The organism is Limnobaculum eriocheiris (genome assembly GCF_021010575.1).
In the GTDB taxonomy this organism is placed as follows: Bacteria; Pseudomonadota; Gammaproteobacteria; order Enterobacterales; family Enterobacteriaceae; genus Limnobaculum; species Limnobaculum eriocheiris.
This window is the reverse complement of record NZ_JAJNAG010000006.1, coordinates 1-17,319: the sequence shown is the minus strand read 5'-3', so window position 1 is coordinate 17,319 and position 17,319 is coordinate 1. Positions and strand designations below refer to the sequence as shown.

At 43.0% G+C, this 17,319-nt stretch carries 10 protein-coding genes and 1 pseudogene; 4 read left to right on the top strand and 7 right to left on the bottom strand.

The window, feature by feature from the left end; genetic code table 11:
* Window positions 1-27: 27 nt before the first annotated feature.
* The 4 genes from agaV to agaR all read right to left on the bottom strand — a co-directional run bounded on the left by agaV (window position 28) and on the right by agaR (window position 3,860).
* Window positions 28-528 (bottom strand): PTS N-acetylgalactosamine transporter subunit IIB, encoded by a 501-nt coding sequence (gene agaV, locus LPW36_RS04690; RefSeq protein ID WP_230608287.1) that lies wholly within the window; start codon window positions 526-528, stop codon window positions 28-30.
* A 12-nt stretch (window positions 529-540) separates the two neighbouring features.
* On the bottom strand, window positions 541-1,704 hold the full coding sequence (locus tag LPW36_RS04685) for an SIS domain-containing protein (protein ID WP_230608286.1): 1,164 nt from the start codon (window positions 1,702-1,704) through the stop codon (window positions 541-543).
* A gap of 10 nt (window positions 1,705-1,714) precedes the next feature.
* Window positions 1,715-3,001, bottom strand: a complete 1,287-nt coding sequence (gene kbaZ / locus LPW36_RS04680) for a tagatose-bisphosphate aldolase subunit KbaZ (RefSeq protein ID WP_230608285.1) — start codon at window positions 2,999-3,001, stop codon at window positions 1,715-1,717.
* A gap of 70 nt (window positions 3,002-3,071) precedes the next feature.
* Entirely contained in the window at window positions 3,072-3,860 is a 789-nt protein-coding gene (gene agaR, locus LPW36_RS04675) for a transcriptional repressor AgaR (protein ID WP_230608284.1), read from the bottom strand.
* A gap of 447 nt (window positions 3,861-4,307) precedes the next feature.
* Here agaR and LPW36_RS04670 point away from each other — a divergent pair, with 447 nt between their 5' ends.
* Together LPW36_RS04670 and LPW36_RS04665 are read left to right on the top strand one after the other, a co-directional pair.
* Window positions 4,308-5,873, top strand: coding sequence for a sulfatase family protein (locus LPW36_RS04670; RefSeq protein WP_230608283.1), 1,566 nt, complete (start codon window positions 4,308-4,310; stop codon window positions 5,871-5,873).
* A gap of 39 nt (window positions 5,874-5,912) precedes the next feature.
* Entirely contained in the window at window positions 5,913-6,626 is a 714-nt protein-coding gene (locus LPW36_RS04665; protein WP_230608282.1) for an oligogalacturonate-specific porin KdgM family protein, read from the top strand.
* A gap of 135 nt (window positions 6,627-6,761) precedes the next feature.
* On the opposite strand, the pseudogene LPW36_RS17945 reads toward LPW36_RS04665, so the two are convergent.
* Window positions 6,762-6,977: pseudogene (locus tag LPW36_RS17945) on the bottom strand (integrase core domain-containing protein); the annotation flags it as partial.
* A gap of 68 nt (window positions 6,978-7,045) precedes the next feature.
* Window positions 7,046-7,192 carry a transposase gene (locus LPW36_RS17940; protein WP_420844721.1) on the bottom strand — a complete coding sequence of 49 codons (147 nt, stop codon included), beginning with the start codon at window positions 7,190-7,192 and terminating at the stop codon, window positions 7,046-7,048.
* A gap of 579 nt (window positions 7,193-7,771) precedes the next feature.
* On the opposite strand from LPW36_RS17940, the gene LPW36_RS04655 reads away from it, so the two are divergent.
* Window positions 7,772-13,948, top strand: a complete 6,177-nt coding sequence (locus tag LPW36_RS04655; RefSeq protein WP_230608281.1) for an Ig-like domain-containing protein — start codon at window positions 7,772-7,774, stop codon at window positions 13,946-13,948.
* 218 nt (window positions 13,949-14,166) lie between these two features.
* On the opposite strand, the gene LPW36_RS04650 is transcribed toward LPW36_RS04655, so the two are convergent.
* Window positions 14,167-17,136 (bottom strand): autotransporter outer membrane beta-barrel domain-containing protein, encoded by a 2,970-nt coding sequence (locus LPW36_RS04650; RefSeq protein WP_230608280.1) that lies wholly within the window; start codon window positions 17,134-17,136, stop codon window positions 14,167-14,169.
* 107 nt (window positions 17,137-17,243) lie between these two features.
* Between LPW36_RS04650 and LPW36_RS04645 the strand changes: the two genes are divergently transcribed.
* Window positions 17,244-17,319, top strand: a 76-nt coding sequence (locus LPW36_RS04645) for an IS1 family transposase (RefSeq protein ID WP_338085967.1), incomplete at its 3' end; no start/stop codon positions are given.

Below are 17,319 nucleotides of genomic sequence, written 5' to 3'. Positions count from 1 at the left end.
AGTTATATGCGGTTGATAACGAAGTGGTTATTCGTTTGTAGCAGCAAGCTCAAGTACGTTTACAGGAGTTTGATCCGGTGTGTTTTGCACTGTACAAGTTACTCCGAGTTTTTCCATTCGTTCAAATGCATCAATGTCTTTTGCATCAATGGATACGGTTTTTGAAATTTGGCGTTTTCCTTCATGAAAATGCATATTGCCAACATTGCAATGAGTAATTGGTACGCCACCTTCAACTAAACGGGCAACATCAGTAGGAGAATTGCACAAAATGAATATTTTTTGTGCCGATGAAGCGTTATGAATGACATCAATCGTTTTTTGAATAGAAAAAAAACGCACCGCATATTCGCCTCCGGCAGAAGCTTTCATACCTGCTTGCATAAACGCAGCATTAGGTCCCTCAGCAGAATCATCGTTGGCAACGAGGATTAAATTTGCTTCAGTATGTTTACCCCATGTAATGCGGATTTGCCCGTGGAGCAGACGTTCATCAATACGAGTCCAGACAATGTTAGGAGTAGTCATAATCTCTACCTCTTAATTATTAAATTTATAAATAGTTACGCCTTGTACTACGCGGTTTACTTCTCCGGTTGGACAGGGATTATCAGGGGTATTACTCAACATTAAAGACTTATGAAAAGCATAAAGTTGAGCGAATAAGATATAAGGAAATAAGAGGTCTACGTCTGTTGCGGATTCCATGCCCGGGACTTGCCAGAACTCACCCTTTGTCACTGTTTCATCCAATTGGGCAGTAATCGCAATGATCCGAGCAGCAATATTATTATGCCGTAGCTCTTGTAGGAGATCTAAATCATACCGTCGGGTGTAAGGGTTATTTGAAATAAATACGATAATCATAGTATTGCTATTTACTATAGATTTTGGGCCATGACGAAACCCCAGAGGTGATTCATAACCAGCAATAACTTGACCGGCAGTTAATTCAAGAAGTTTTAAGGCAGATTCCTGAGCTAAACCTCGTAGCCCCCCGCTACCTAAATAAATAACCCGGTCAATATGTTGATTAGCTATTCTATTTATTTCAGAATTGAATTCTGTAATTATAGTTTCACTACACTTATACATACGTTCAATATCTTGCTTTATAGGGTAACCGGTCGAAAATATAGTTAAAGCGGACAACATCATAGAAGTAAAACTTGATGTCATAGCGAAACTTTTATCATTTGTCTCTTCTGGCATCAGTAAAGCCAAGGCCCGATGATTTCTCAGGCTTCTTTGGTAAAGTTGGCCCTCAATATTACAAGTCAATACCAGATGGTAACAGTCACTAACGTACTGATCTGCCAGCGCTATAGTAGCTAAACTTTCTGGGCTATTGCCAGAGCGGCCAAAGGAAACGATTAAAGTAGGAATGTTTTTATTGAGATATTGATCTGGGTTAGAGACTAAATCTGTTGTAGCAATAGAATCTATGCGTTTGTTTGTAAGCTGCCTTAATGTGGGGGCGATTGAGTGCCCAATAAATGCAGAGGTTCCTGCTCCTGTCATGATAATACGTAAATCAGGTTTGGCAAAAATAGGAGTGAGAAAAGTCTGTATTTTATCCAGCGATTTTCCTATTGCCGTATGGCTTTTTAACCAGCAAGATGGTTGCTGAGTAATTTCTCTTGCCGTTAATATAGCCTGAGAATGCTTAAGTTCTTCAGCTGTGTAGCCTAAATAATGGCTCATAATATTTCCTTTAATATTGATTAAGTTTGCAAGCTTTGGCATAGCTTTGAAGGACTTTGCGAATTTTATCTAAAACCAACGCTTTAGGTTCGGGCGCTAATTTATTTTCGCGTACAGCATGAAATTGTTCAGGCATATATTGGCTTAACAAAGGAAGAGGAATATTAGAACGTGATAAGTTACTAAATAACTTTTCTTGAGCATTATGAATAGTTTTATCTGGCCAATAATAACGAATACGATCGCTGAAACTATATGATCGAGCAAAACGCTGTTGTTGCTCATTACCATGGTAATACTTTTGCCAATACTCAGGTGATTCACACATTTGTTTTTCAATCTTTTCCATTAGAAGAGAACAATATGCTTTGGGAGTAATGGTTTCTTCGATCGAACATAAATCAAAGAGCGCTTCTCGCATGGCAAAAGTGAGAGCAGGGCCTACTTTCAGAATAGCAAAGTGATCGCGAACCAACGCATGATAAGCAAGGTCTGTTTGATAATCTGTTGAGTGAGCCTCGAATACCAGATTAGGGTAGTTTTTGACAACGTGGCTGAGTGCTATGGCTTTTTCTGGTTGATAATCAATGACACCAGTGTGATCGAATTCTACTCCAGGTTGTACAACTAAACCAATAACTCGCTCCCAACAGTCAGAAATGTTTGCTCTTTCAAATGCTTCTTTATGGCACTTTATGGTGTTGTGAGCAGCTTCTGGAGAAGTTATTTCTAACTCATTGAGCTCTTCAGTTGCGCCTCCTGGTGTAGGAACTTCTGTCCCGATAATGTATACGATATCTTTTGCATCTAACATTTCGAGTGCAATTTTTTCTGCAATAAGAACGAGACGAGCAGCTCGTTCAGCAACGACTTTATCAGTAAGAGGAACCGGATCATCTGCGCAGGACATGCTGCAATCAAGATGAATTTTTTTGAAGCCAGCTGCAACATAAGCGGCAATAAGGTCATCGGCATTTTTCATTGCTTCATTGGCTGGAAGATGTTGCCAACGATTTGGTCCAAGATGGTCGCCACCTAAAATAAGTTTATCGATGGGGAAATCTAATGACTTCGCTATATTAAGAACGAAATGGCGAAAATCTCCTGGAGTCATGCCGGTATAACCACCAAATTGGTCAACCTGATTTGAAGTGGCTTCGATCAGTAGAAGTGAATTATCGCTTAATGCTTGAGCAAGAGCAGCTTCAATAACTAGCGGGTGTGCGGAACAAACGGAATAAATACCGTTATTTTCACCCGCTTTATGGCGTTTGACGAGATCTAAAAGAGGGCCCATTAACATACTCCACAATCAACATCTGTAATGTAATTATGGAGCTATACCCTTTATATTTAAGGTATTACGGCTACTTCTCTTTTTCTTTATCTACGATGATAACTTCGACTTTCATATCCTTAAGACTTTGTAAATAATCTTCAGGGATATTAGAATCCGTCACCAAAATATCAATATCACCAAATTCTCGAATAATATGACAACTGCGTTTTCCAAACTTACTGGAATCAGCCACAGCTATCACTTGCCCGGAAATTTCACACATTAAACGGTTAAGGCTTGCTTCCGGTTCGCTGTGTGTAGTGATACCAACACGTAAATCAATGCCATCCACGCCTAAAAATACTTTATCAAAACGATAGTTTTTTAAGCTGCTTTCAGCTTGTGATCCTGAAAAAGAGAGTGCATTCTTACGAAGCACACCGCCTGACATCAATACCTCTATGCCGGGTACTGATGCCAACTCCATCGCCACATCCAGACCATTGGTCATAACAACTACATTATCCAGTGATTTAGACTTCAAACTGGCAGCGATTTCTCGCGTAGTCGTTCCCGAATCCAGAATAACTGTGTCACCACACTCTATCAGCTTGGCTGCTTCATGACCGATCCGTGCTTTTATTCCGGCATTTTGGCGCCGTTTTTCATGGACGGAAAGTTCTGCAATTACTCCAATATTTGGAATGGCTGCACCATGAGAGCGCACAACATAGCCATTTTTTTCCAAAAAACTGAGATCACTCCGAATAGTGACACTAGAGACACTAAACATGGCAGCAAGATCTTCGACCCGTGATTTACCTTCTTGGTTGACCACGTTAACGATTTCCATACGCCTTTCAACAGCGCTTTTCACTTACCTTGCCTCCTTACGAAATCAAGCTTTATCTTTCGTTTGATTTCGATTGTAGGTTACACTAAAAGAAAAAGACCTCAATGCGAAAAATTGAAACTTTTGATCTCTTTCACATATATTTAAATCAGATCTCAATGATTACGGTATGTTACGTATATGGCTATATCATATAGTTCGAAAGATAATTTGCCAAATAATAATGAGATACGTAGCTTTTTTAGCAAAAAAAGGTTTCGTTTTTATCAAAATTTTTTATTTGTACGTTTCGTACTGAGTGTACATTTTATTTTTTGTGATCTTTAACACAATCAATTGACTTTCGATTGCTTATTATTGAAAGTGAATGAATATAAATTATATTAATATGAAAGAAAAAGAAAATTCATTGCTTAATGATTTCATTCATTAGTTCTTTAACTTCAATCATTTTTTTTCAGGAGTAGAAAAATGTCATTGACTCGTCGAAACCTATTAAAAGGAATAGCTGCATCTGGAGCCGTTGCAGCAACAACGGCTGCTACTGGGGGGATTACCTCCAGCCAGGCAGCTAATCCAACAGTATCGCCTCACGATAACATAGAAAAAAAGCCAAACCTGTTGATTATATTCCCTGATGAAATGAGAGCTCAAGCTCAAGGTTTTATGGGGCAAGATGCGACCATGACCCCAAATATTGATAAGTTTGCAAAGCAAAGTGTCGTATTTCGACAAGCTGTTGCTAACTATCCACTTTGCACTCCATTTCGCGGCATGCTGATGACAGGTCAATACCCATATCGTAGCGGCCTGCAAGGTAATAGTCACGCAGGAATGCCGGGGGCTTTTGGCGGTGGGGATTTTGGAATAGAGCTGAAAAAGAGCGCGATAACTTGGTCTGACTTACTTAAAAAGCAAGGATATAGCATGGGCTATATTGGTAAGTGGCATATGGACGTGCCCGAAGCTCCCTATATTCCAGGTTACAACAATCCAATGGAAAACCGTTATTGGAATGATTGGACACCACCAGAGAAAAGACATGGTTTCGATTTTTGGTATAGCTATGGTACTTACGATTTACATATGGCACCAATATATTGGACTAATGACACACCAAGGGATAAACCCATAACAATCAATCAGTGGAGTCCTGAGCATGAAGCTGATATTGCTATCAAGTATTTACGTAATGAAAACGGTAAATATCGTGATAACAATAAGCCATTTACATTAGTTGTCTCCATGAACCCGCCGCATTCACCTTATGATCAAGTTCCGCAAAAGTATCTGGATCGCTTTAAAGGGAAAAACTCTGAAACATTAAATACTCGACCTAATGTTAAATGGGATAAAGAGTACCAGGAAGGGTACGGGCCTAAATACTTTAAAGAGTATATGGCAATGGTCAATGGTGTGGATGAACAATTTGGTCGCATTATTGATGAACTTGAACGGTTGAAATTATCTGAAGACACACTGGTAGTTTTCTTCTCCGACCATGGTTGTTGCATGGGCTCAAACGGGCATCCAACGAAGAACGTACACTACGAAGAATCTATGCGTGTGCCAATGATATTCCGTTGGCCAGGGAAAATTGCGCCACGTCAAGACGATATTCTTTTCTCTGCACCGGATATTTATCCAACAATATTAGGTTTACTGGGAATGGACTATTTAATTCCAGATACCGTCGAAGGCACTAACTTCGCAAAAACAGTGCTAATTGGTAAAGGGGATAAACGGCCTACTTCGCAATTGTATATTTTTATGCCTTATGGTGGGCAATCTTATGGGCGCCGGGGAGTCCGGACGGATCGCTATACATTAGTTGTTGATCGTAAAGTCGGTAAACCTCTGAATTATGTACTACACGATAATAAAAATGACCCCTATCAGATGAAAAATATTGCTGAGGAAAATATGGCACTGGTTAATCAGCTTATTAAGGCTGAACTACTCCCATGGTTAGAACATACAGGTGACCCCTGGAGACCAACAGAAGTACCTGTAAGTGCGATGAAATCTTATACATAACTACTGATTTTAATAAATAATTTGAAAATAAGGATCATTATGAATAATTTAATTAGATTTATTGCAATATCTGCATGTCTTTTGACCTCAAGTTTAGTTATGGCTAACGATTATAAAACTACAGTAGAGTATCGTCATGACTATCGTGATGGTGTTAAAAAACATGGGGACCGTTTCAAAGTATTTTTAGATACGGGACAGAATATTGGTTTTGAACTTGATGCCCGTTATAACAATAAAGATGACAAAGTATATGACTCTATGACCATGAATGGTTCTGAAGTGATGGCATTTTATTATGATAAGCTTAATGCTAATACAACCTGGTTGGCGGGAACATCATTAGACTTTACATCGGATGGATTAGTTTATATCCCTTTTGTACGTTTAAATTATCAATTTGATAATGGTATTCGACTGCAAGGACGTTATAAGTGGAAGATCTGGGATTATGATATGGTTGGTCTCAATGGGTCAACATACTGTTCTAAGATACAACAGTTTGATACCTTCCTTGGCTATAAATTTAGTGATTGGGATGTCCGATATCAATTTGATCTTTTTCGCGAAATGGAAAGTAATGGCTTACCACTATATAACAACAATAAATGGGACTATCAGCATAATGTTGTTTTAACATATTCTATCAATAAAAATTGGCGTCCATTTGTGGAAGTTGGAAATATTAAAGAAAAACGTTTTACTAGCGAGCGACAAACGCGTTACCGTGTAGGGATAAAATATACCTGGTAAGTTTTTTTCGCTAAATTAAAGCCAGTGTAGCATGCTGGCTTTAATTATTTTGGTTGACCCGCTACTAAAAGTACTGACAAATTTTTTCGCAATGGTAAGGGGTTAGCCTTGTCCACTCCCCTATATTTAGAATAGTCAGTAATTAGAGTTTTCCAGTTGCTTCCGATAAGCTGTTGGTGGCATATTTTTTGAGCTTTCATGTGTTCTTTCATCGTTATAGTCTTGTTGCCAAAACCAGGCCATTTCTCGTACCTGGCTTAATGGATCAAACAAATAGGCATTTAAAAATTCGCGATGAAAAGAGTCATCAAATCGCTCAATAAAACCATTCTGTGTGGGTTTTCCAGACTGACATCAACAAACATCTTTTTCAATTTAGTATTTTCTTTTTCAGGTTGTTTCATTTTTATATCAGTTAGTTACATGTCACTGTATTTTGATTTACAGTAATAATGGGTTGCACTACTAATACCATTTTGACGGCAAATATCATCCACTTTCATGCCTGAATCAGCAAGTTTTAAGATATTAACGATTTGGGCCTCAGTAAAACGGATCATTTTCATAAATACTCCTGCAATTAAATAAGACAGAAAGCCTAATTATGACTGTTTCAGTTTAAGGGGAGTGAACAGTTAGTCACTATAAAATAATCAAATACATAGCAATTATTTTTCATTTTCATATATGAAAGTGGTGATTTTTTCTAAAAAAAGAGGATTTATTATTGTTAGTAAATATTGGTAACTTAATCTGGTGGATGGGTATAGCTCTCTTGATATGAGTTTGAATCTATATTTTATTTAATGATTTGATATTTATAATTTAATCATTTTCTGGATGTTAATCATTTTGTGTCTATGTTTTAAAAATATGAGATTATATGAAAATCTATATTTATCATCATATTGAATCTCATAGCTATAGAGTGATAGATAATCAAGTAAGAGTTGAATTATTTTTCTTTTCATTGATTTTTTTAATGAAATTGTTTTTATTTTGTTTTTTTTCAATTTGTGTATTTTATCAGATCTATTTGTGTTCTCTTAGCGCAATGGAATTATTTTTAACTCATACCATAATTTATCTCATTAAGCGTGGGTGAATTGTTTCTACCTGCTGGTATTTATATTTTGGGGAATGGTATGGATAACGCTAATAATTCAAATGCTTCAAGAAATAATGAAATTAACATCTTATCCAGAAAGGGCGGAAGCTTTATTTCTTCGGTTACAATTGTTTCAGGAACTCAGACTGTAACGCTGACCGAACCATCGATAATCAATATTCATGGTATGGCGACAACGGTTGTTCGCTATGAGCGGCAAGGTAATGATCTTATTATACATATGATGGATGGCTCCATCGTAATATGTAAAGATTACTTTTCTGAAGTTAATGGAACACATAGTGAATTAGTTTTTACTGATGATTCACAAAGTGTTGTACATGTTACATTTCCGGAAAGTCAGGATGCTGGTGTACTTATCCCTGAATATCAAACGATGGAAGACATTTCTCCTCTTTACCTGGTTGAGAGTAATTCAGGCTCTTTCCTGCCATTGGGATTAGGTGCTTTAGCAATACTGGGTACAGGTATTGCTATTGCCAGCAGCAACAGCAAAGGGCTATTTCATTATGATTCTTCTGATGGTCCTCAACCCACAATCCCCCCTGTACCAACGATTTCCCCACTTTTTGGTAATAATCTGTTAAATCTTGTTGAGAGCCAAAGTGGACAGACGATAAATGGCACAACAGGTATTACAGGTACCGGACAAAGTGTAACTGTGACGATTGCTGGAAATAATTATGTGGCAAATGTTGATGATAATGGCTACTGGAGTCTGACTCTTTCGCCATCCATATTGGCTTCTCTGGCACAAGGAGAACAGTCTGTATCGGTAGTAGCAACCAATAGTGCTGGTCAGACAGGAACAATTTCAACCACTTTTTTAGTCGATACCATTCCACCTGTGGTGACTGTTGATTCCGTCACCTCGGATAATATTATTAATTTGAATGAGTCTCATGGCTCTATCTTCATTACCGGGACATCGGAGCCCGGCGTTTTTATTCTGGTAACCTATAATAATCAGCAATATACAACCACGGTTGATGCGCAGGGCGTCTGGAGTATAGAACTACCGCCAGATACGTTAAGTGGTATGAGTAATGGAATTTATACATTAACGGCTGTTGCGACGGATTCAGCTGAAAACAGTGCCAGCGCAAGCCAGTCTGTGACTATGGCACTTGTACCTCCAACCCCTACACTAAATGTCCCTTTTAATGACGATATTCTGAATAACAACGATGTTCATCAAACCCAACACCTGAGCGGTGTAACCCATTCCTATGGGGAGAATCAGGTAGTCGTGGTGAATATTGGTGGTTTGAACGTTGACCAGCATACCGTAACGCAGCGAGACAGCAACGGTAAATGGTCAATACTGGTTGCCCCTGAAGCCGGTGGCCATACTTATGTCGCTCAGGTTGATGTTAACGGTAACTGGGAATTAGATTTACCTCCGGAAGTTCTGCAACAACTTAATAATGGCACTATCACCATTACGGTTGCGGCTGCGGATGGACTGGGGAATTATGGTATTGCGCCTCAACAAGATTTCTATGTGGATACGATCCCCCCCGTTCTGACGTTGGATCCGGTAGCAATCGACAATATCATTAGCGGCCCGGAAAGTCTCAATCCTCTCGTCATAACAGGAAGTTACAGCGATTTGGAGACCGGGCAGCCTATCACTTTGGTGTTAAACAACATTACTTACACAACGATTGCTGATGGTAGCGGTTTGTGGAGCATAGAAATTCCATCAGCAGATTTGAGAGCGCTTTCTCAAGGAGAGATAGAGATCATATTAAGCGCTAACGATGCGGCGAATAACAACAGTACGCAAACCTGGCCAATCACGGTAGACACACAAATATTTCTGACGGTAGCCCCGGTAGCGGGGGATGATATTATCAATGCCGTTGAAGCGAGTTCTCCGGTGGTGGTCAGCGGAACAGCTGATGCTGCTGATAGCGGTAGGACCGTTACGGTTACTCTGGAAGGTATAAATTATACCACCACGGTACAAACTGGTGGCTCCTGGAGCCTGTCCATTCCGTCGGCGGATATTACTGTGTTGGCGGATGGTTCCTATAACCTGAGTGTCAATCTGACGGACGCGGCGGGTAACAGTATTACCGTAAACCATTCCATTACTTTAACGGCTGCAGCAGCCGATCTGCCTACCCTGACGTTAGATCCGGTCTCCGGGGATGGCTTCCTCAATGCGGCGGAGGCCACCTCCCCCCATGTGGAGGAGGGACAGATAGTCACTCTGACCCTGAATGGTATCAACTACAGCGCCACCGTGGCGGCCGACGGCAGCTGGAGCACCACGGTGCCGGTGGCGGATTTGGACAACATTGTGGACGGTAGCTATCAGGTCACCGCCGCGGTCAGCGATATGGCTGGCAACCCGGCCTCAGATAACCAGCCGCTGGTATTAATTACCGACAGCACCAACTTACCAACACTCAGTGTTGCTCCGGTCACAGCGGACGATATTATTTCGGCCAACGAGAGTTTGGGTAATGTACAGGTCATTGGCAGTAGCACGAATCTGCAGAGTGGCCAGATAGTCACGGTGACAATTAATGATCACAATTACTTTGCTGTGGTAGGTGATGGCGGTGACTGGGGAGTGACAGTACCGGCAGCAGACATACGGGCGTTGTCGCAGGGCAGCGTCCCCCTCACCGCCAGCACACAGGACATTGCCGGTAACCCGGCGTCGGTCACCGACAGCTTTACCGTGGATACGGTAGTACACCTGACCGTGGGCGTGGTGGCGGGGGATGATATTATTAACGCCGCCGAAGCCGCAGCGCCGGTGGTGGTCAGCGGCACCGCCGACGTAGCCGACAGCGGTCAGACGGTGACGGTGACCCTGGAAGGCACCGACTACACCGCCACGGTGCAGAGCGACGGCAGCTGGAGCTTGTCCATCCCGTCGGCGGATCTGACTGCGCTGGCGGACGGACCCTATACCCTGAGCGCCAGCCTGACGGATACGGCGGGCAACAGCATCACCGTGGACCACGCCATTACCCTGTCCGCCGGGGCGGCCAACCTGCCGACCCTGACCTTAGATCCGGTCTCCGGAGATGGTTACCTCAATGCGGCGGAGGCCACCGCACCGCTGACCTTAAGCGGCACCTCCACCCACGTGGAGCAGGGACAGACAGTCACCCTGACCCTGAACGGCATCAGCTACAGTGCCACCGTGGCGGCGGACGGCAGCTGGAGCACCACGGTGCCGGTGGCGGATTTGGACAACATTGTGGACGGTAGCTATCAGGTCACCGCCGTGGTCAGCGATACCGCCGGTAACCCGGCGTCGGATAACCAGCCGCTGGTATTAATCACCGACAGCACCAATTTACCGACCCTCAGTGTTGACCCGGTGACGGCGGACGATATTGTCTCCGCCACCGAAAGCCAGAGTGACTTAACCATTACCGGCAGCAGCACCCACCTTCAGGTGGGGCAGAGCGTGACGGTCACCATTAACAACATTGATTACACCGGTACCGTCGGCAGCGGGGGTACCTGGAGTATCATTATCCCTACAGCGGATGCTCAGAATTTACCTCAAGGTAGTGTGGCAATAGCCATGAGTGCTGAAGATGTTGCTGGTAATCCGGCAACATCTTCAGGTAGTTTCACCGTGGATACCGTGGTGAATTTAACCGTTAATACTGTGGCAGGTGATAACATTATTAACGCTCTTGAAGTCGAAGCACCACTAGTAATCAGCGGTACTGCTGATGTTGTTGATAACGGTCAGATTGTTACCGTTACTCTGGAGGGGACCAGCTATACCACCACGGTGCAGACCGATGGTTCATGGAGTCTTTCCATCCCATCAGCGAATGTTAGTGTTCTGGCGGATAGAAGTTACACGATAAGCGCCAGCCTGACTGACGCTGTAGGTAATACTATTTCGGTGGAACATGATATTACGCTGGATGTACGCACTAACTTTCCGACTATGACTATTGATGCGTTTACTGGTGATAACTACATTAACGCGCAAGAATTCACTCAGCCGATGACAGTCACGGGAACTACGCATAACGTTGAAGAAGGCCAACTGGTCACTATTAACCTTAATGGTCAGAATTATTCAGGAACAGTACAGAAGGATGGAACCTGGAGTCTGGTGGTTCCCGCGGAGGATATCGGTGCTTTATTGAATCAGAACTATACGGTAACGGGCAGCGTTTCGAATGTGGTTGGTAACTCGATCATTATTCATGGTGGGTTGACGGTAGATACCCAAATTGAGCTGACCGTTAATACTGTTGCCGGTGACGATATTATCGATAATAGCGAAGCGGCCTCGCCCGTGACCATCAGCGGAACAGCATCGGCAGATGATGTGAATATGATCGTAGTGGTAACACTTAATGGGATGGGGTATACCACCACGATACAAGTCGGTGGTACCTGGAGTGTTAATATACCGGCAGAAGATATTCAGGCCCTTCCCGATGGCCCTTATACTCTGACTGCCGCCTATACCGACCAGGCCTCAAATAGTATTTCTGTCGATCACAATATTACTATTGATGCATCAGCGCCCCTGACTCTGACCATTAATGACATTAGTGATAACAACTATATAAATTCCACTGAAATTAATCAGGATTTAGTGATTAGTGGTACTTCTACAGGTGTGGCGGCGGGTCGGACGGTAACAGTTACGTTCAACGAGCTAAACTATACTGCGACCGTTCAATCAGACGGCAGTTGGAGTCTGACGGTTCCTGCACTCGATGTGGGGGCAACTCCGGATAATGTTTATGTTGTCTCGGCAAACGTAACTAATAGCAGTGGTACTGAAGTCACCGCAGAACATGTCGTTATTGTAGATACCTATATCGCCTTAACGATTGAACCGATAACCGGAGATGACATTATTAATGCCGCGGAGCTTGCCGGGCCAGTAAGAATATTTGGTATTGCCTCCGGAGATGATGTCAGTTCAATTATTACCCTGACCATGGGTTCTTTTACCTATACCATTAATCCAAATCTTAGTGGTGCATGGAGTTTTAATATTCCGGCGGCTGATTTACAGACTCTTGGTAACGGCAGCTTTACGCTACATGCCACTATGGGGGATTTATCCGGTAATAGCATAGCGATTGATCATCAGTTTTCTATTAATACCAGTACTCCCGCATTAGCTATCAATCCTATTACCGGAGATGATTATATTAATGCACTGGAAATCAATTCACCTATAAACGTTACGGGAACTTCGGTAGGAATAGAGGCGGGTCAGACAGTCACTATTACATTAAATGGCGTTTCTTATACGGCTGTTGTAGGGGGCGATGGTACCTGGGGGACCAGTATTCCGGCTGGGGATATACAAACCTTGCCTGATAATACTTATTCGGTAACGGGGTCGGTGAGCTCGCTCGGCGGTATTGAAGCTGATACCAGCTGGGTACTAACTTTTATGACTGAAACCGTTAATCACCCAACATTGAGTATTAACTCGGTGACGGCAGATAACATCCTTAGCGCAAGTGAAATGACTACGGATTTGATTATTACGGGAAGCAGTACCAATATCCATCCGGGACTGAATATTCTGGTCACGCTAAACGGTGATACTTATTCAGGGCAGGCAGGTAGTAATGGTAGCTGGCAGATAGCGGTGCCGGTTGCGGCGCTGGAAGCATTACCACAAGGCTCAATGGCGCTTGAGGTAACGGCACAAGATATAGCAGGAAATTCTGTCACACAGAATGGTAATTTTACTGTTGATACCGGAGCTGCGAGGTTATCAACCCTGTTCTCGCTGATGACCACAGAACAGAATATTGATAGCTATCAATCCCATGATGATCCTAAAGTGACCGATGAAAATATGACCACGAGCGTTACTGGTATAAATAGTCTGGCATTTAATAATCCACTTATCGATCTGATTGAGCCAGCACAGAACAGTTCTCAAACAAATCATTCGGTTAATAATGCCAATCCGGAAGGGTTACAAAGTCACCTGAGTGAAAGTTCTGAAGACAAAGGTGGTCAGCATAGTGCTCTTCTGATCTCTACTGAAGATGAAGATAGTGGATATATCACGTTATTTAATACGCCAGAGGAAATCAGAAATGCCAGTGCTCAACCGGTTCAAGTTCAACATGCTGTAGAGAGTCAACCTTTTGATGTATACCATAATGTATCACTGGGGTTAGAACATACTTTAGTGCAGGAAAATATCTATATGTAAGCAGGTTTATTGATATCTGGGTAGGCGTTCTATTGGCAATTAACCAGAATAATACCCGTTATGGTTATTGCTTCTGCGTATATACAAAAAGAGGACACAATATGTGTCCTCTTGCTTTGTTGATAAGATCTGAATACGCAATTCAGGGAAAACTATCAGAAGCTATATTTAATTCCGAATATTGCCTGAGTATCGCTATAGCCCTCACCACCGATTTGCTAGCCTGCGCTACCCCACACATTCAGCTTTTCGCTTAAATGAGCTTCTAAACCAACCTTAACTTCCCCATTATTGCGGGTTCCGGCCTGGTAGTCGGATATACCATTCATTGCTACACCAAAGTTTTTACTGTTATAGATCCAATTGGCTTCTACAAACGGCTGGAATACGCGACCAGTATTATCGTCGATTTCGCTATGGCCCTGGCGATAGGCGCGTAAGCCTAAGCGGGTTGACAGATTATCTCCGTTGCCGGTGACTTTAGTGCCGTTTGCTTCATCGTGTTTATCCGCATGGATACCCATCCATGTCACCTGAGCTTTTGGCTGTAACCAGTAGCTTACGCGTTCACTTTGGCCCATCTTAAAGCTATAGCCAGTTTCCAGTGAGGCTAACCAGCCTTTAGAGTCATAGTTCTCTTGTGCCAGGCCGTCGCCCTGAACGGTATTATCAAACCAGGCATACTGTACCCAGCTATCAACATAGAGTCCGGACTTGTCTGTCTGATTGGCATACCAGGTGCCATACAGACCCAATGCATAACCATCCACTTTATTTTTGGAACGATAAGCACTGTATTTGGCATCGGTATTACCATGAGAGTAACCATAGCCAGCCATAACGCCTAAGTTAAGACGATCGAGACCGTCGGTGCTCCACTGAGCTACATCGCCACCGATTTGTACGACATAGCGGTTGGTTTGGGTTTTTGCCTGTCCGGACTGAGTACGGCTGCGGTTGTGGCCACCTTCTTGACGTAACCACATACTGGTGACTTTGGTTTCGCCAGTTAAGTAATCCGTATACTGAGTTTCACCTAACCGATCGTGTAAATGGGACAGGAACATGGTGTTAGCCGCTGCCAGGTTAGCAATGTAGGCACCACTTTCCGGACGCATAACCTTGATGCCGCCGTCGCTTCCGCCATTACCTTCTTCCGGCTGTTCCGGGGTTGGTGTTTCTGGTTCAGTAGGTGGTTCAGGTGTTTCCGGTTCAGTTGGCGGCTGTGGAATATAATTCACCAGATACCAATTATTTCCCGATTTTGCTACATCATACTCATAGGCACCGGCAACAATACGGCCACCTTTGACAAAGGCATCATCTGTTGAGCCCTGAGTCGTAATAATTTCAATACCGTTAACGGTTTCTGCTCCAGTTCCTCCGGCATTGTTGATCATGACATAGGTCAAACCGGATGCCTGACCTTCAATAATAACTTTATCGGTTTCTGAATCATCACCGCCTAAAACGGTATCCAGCACTAATGAACCACCATTACCCACATAATTATGTGAAATGGTCAGGCGTGTGTTGGTCAGAGCACTGGTTCCACTCAGGGAGACCGTTCCCGCATTATTCATTGAATCGATGGTTTGATCGTAATCGTTCAGATTCAACAAACCATTTTGCCGGACATCATGGGATGAACTGGCGCTAAAGACGTCAGCTCTGCCCGCCTGTAGTTCACCGCCATAAAGAGTTGTCGAACCGGAATAGGTATTACTGACGTCTGTCAGTGTTTCATCAACCGGGTTCAGAATAGTCACACCGCTATAAACATTAACGTCGCCCAGGCCCTGAACGCTACTCTCCATTGGCGTATCGAAAATATAGTCAGTGTTGCTATGGTTAAAGTTAACGCTTCCCTGACCTTCGCCAAACAGAACTTTGCTGACGTTCAGATAACCGGTTTCACTGACGGTGTCGCCCAACAGTGAGCCAACATAGAGCGATCCAGTGGAATTGCTGTTTTTAGCTATAGATAGCAAACCTTGTTCACCAGCCACCTGATGGTCATAGTAGGAACCGGTTGTAGGATCATATGCAGTAAATTCATACATCTGGGTTGCATTGACGGTACCCAGATTTTTAACTACTAAAGTACCCTGACCAGAGTAGCCAACATTAATCTCACCAACGATAGATTCAGCATTAATATCTTCATGATCATCAATACCGTCACCATCGTAATCAGAGAAGGATTTTTTGCCCATGGTGCCAGCGACATTCAACGAACCGTTATCTACAGTGACAAAACCAGTACCGCCATTATGGCCGATAACGAATGCCGCTTTTTCTGGTGTCAGCGTATCTATCGTCGTCGTATCATAACTTTCGTAATATCCGACAGCATTGATATAGGCTTCATCACTGATAAATACTTGTCCAATACTGTTTTCTCCGGAACCAACAATAGTACCGGTATGCAGAGCTGCGCGGCTGGTTGCCGTTCCATCGCTATTTTTGCCACTGACAATCAGCGTACCCTGACCACCGTTGTATCCAACAATAGCCTGTGCTGTGCCAATATTTTCCTCGTCAAAAATTTCACTATCAGAAGGAAGATAGGCTGAATATCCTCCACCCAGTAATTTGCCACCACTTAATATTGAAACTTGTCCGGATGAGTTTGTGCCATCGCCAATAAACAGCTTTGAATCAGCCGTAATTCCGAAGCCGGTACCAATTACATTTAACTTGCCATCTCCACCGTCAGAACCAACGGTGATGTCCTCTTTGGTCTCTATGGAATGAGAGTTTGGATTTTGGTGGGCCAGAGTTTTACCGGAGCTGAGTAGCGTTACTTCGCCGACGCTATTGGTGCCATTGCCAATAATGATTTCACTGTTAGTCTGGCTCCAGACTAAATAATCGGGTGCCTTTTCAAAGATGATAGAGGCATTTCCACCAGCATTGCCAACAATATATCTTTCGGCACTACCTACCGGGCTGGGGTTAAACCAACTCCAGCTATCAATTGGGGCGTGAATTGTCCGATCGGTATTACCGATAATAATGGTTGACTTTTCACTATCATCATAGTCGATATTCCAGCTCCCATCGGCGTGATAGTCAGTGCCGGTATTGTTCCATTCGGCTGAAAAATAGGCACTACTGGTAGCTGGGTAGATTGATAATGCTGTCATCACTAAGATAGCGATGTCCGTTTTTTTGATTTTTTTCATCCCTGATGCTCTCCACAACGATAGAAAAACTTACTCAAGTGACCTGGTGAAAAATGGGTCGTGACGCATATTTAGTGTTGTGGTATTCTTCGCCCTTTGGATGATTGATGGCAAAGATTGATGTAGTTTGTCCCCGCTGTTCTGAAACGAGTGATGTGATCCGAAACGGTCATTCCACCTCCG

Coding starts and splice junctions, on each gene's coding strand:
- agaV (WP_230608287.1), bottom strand. CDS start 528: ATGACTACTCCTAACATTGTCTGGACTCGTATTGATGAACGTCTGCTC.
- LPW36_RS04685 (WP_230608286.1), bottom strand. CDS start 1,704: ATGAGCCATTATTTAGGCTACACAGCTGAAGAACTTAAGCATTCTCAG.
- kbaZ (WP_230608285.1), bottom strand. CDS start 3,001: ATGGGCCCTCTTTTAGATCTCGTCAAACGCCATAAAGCGGGTGAAAAT.
- LPW36_RS04670 (WP_230608283.1), top strand. CDS start 4,308: ATGTCATTGACTCGTCGAAACCTATTAAAAGGAATAGCTGCATCTGGA.
- LPW36_RS04665 (WP_230608282.1), top strand. CDS start 5,913: ATGAATAATTTAATTAGATTTATTGCAATATCTGCATGTCTTTTGACC.
- LPW36_RS17940 (WP_420844721.1), bottom strand. CDS start 7,192: ATGAAAATGATCCGTTTTACTGAGGCCCAAATCGTTAATATCTTAAAA.
- LPW36_RS04655 (WP_230608281.1), top strand. CDS start 7,772: ATGGATAACGCTAATAATTCAAATGCTTCAAGAAATAATGAAATTAAC.
- LPW36_RS04650 (WP_230608280.1), bottom strand. CDS start 17,136: ATGAAAAAAATCAAAAAAACGGACATCGCTATCTTAGTGATGACAGCA.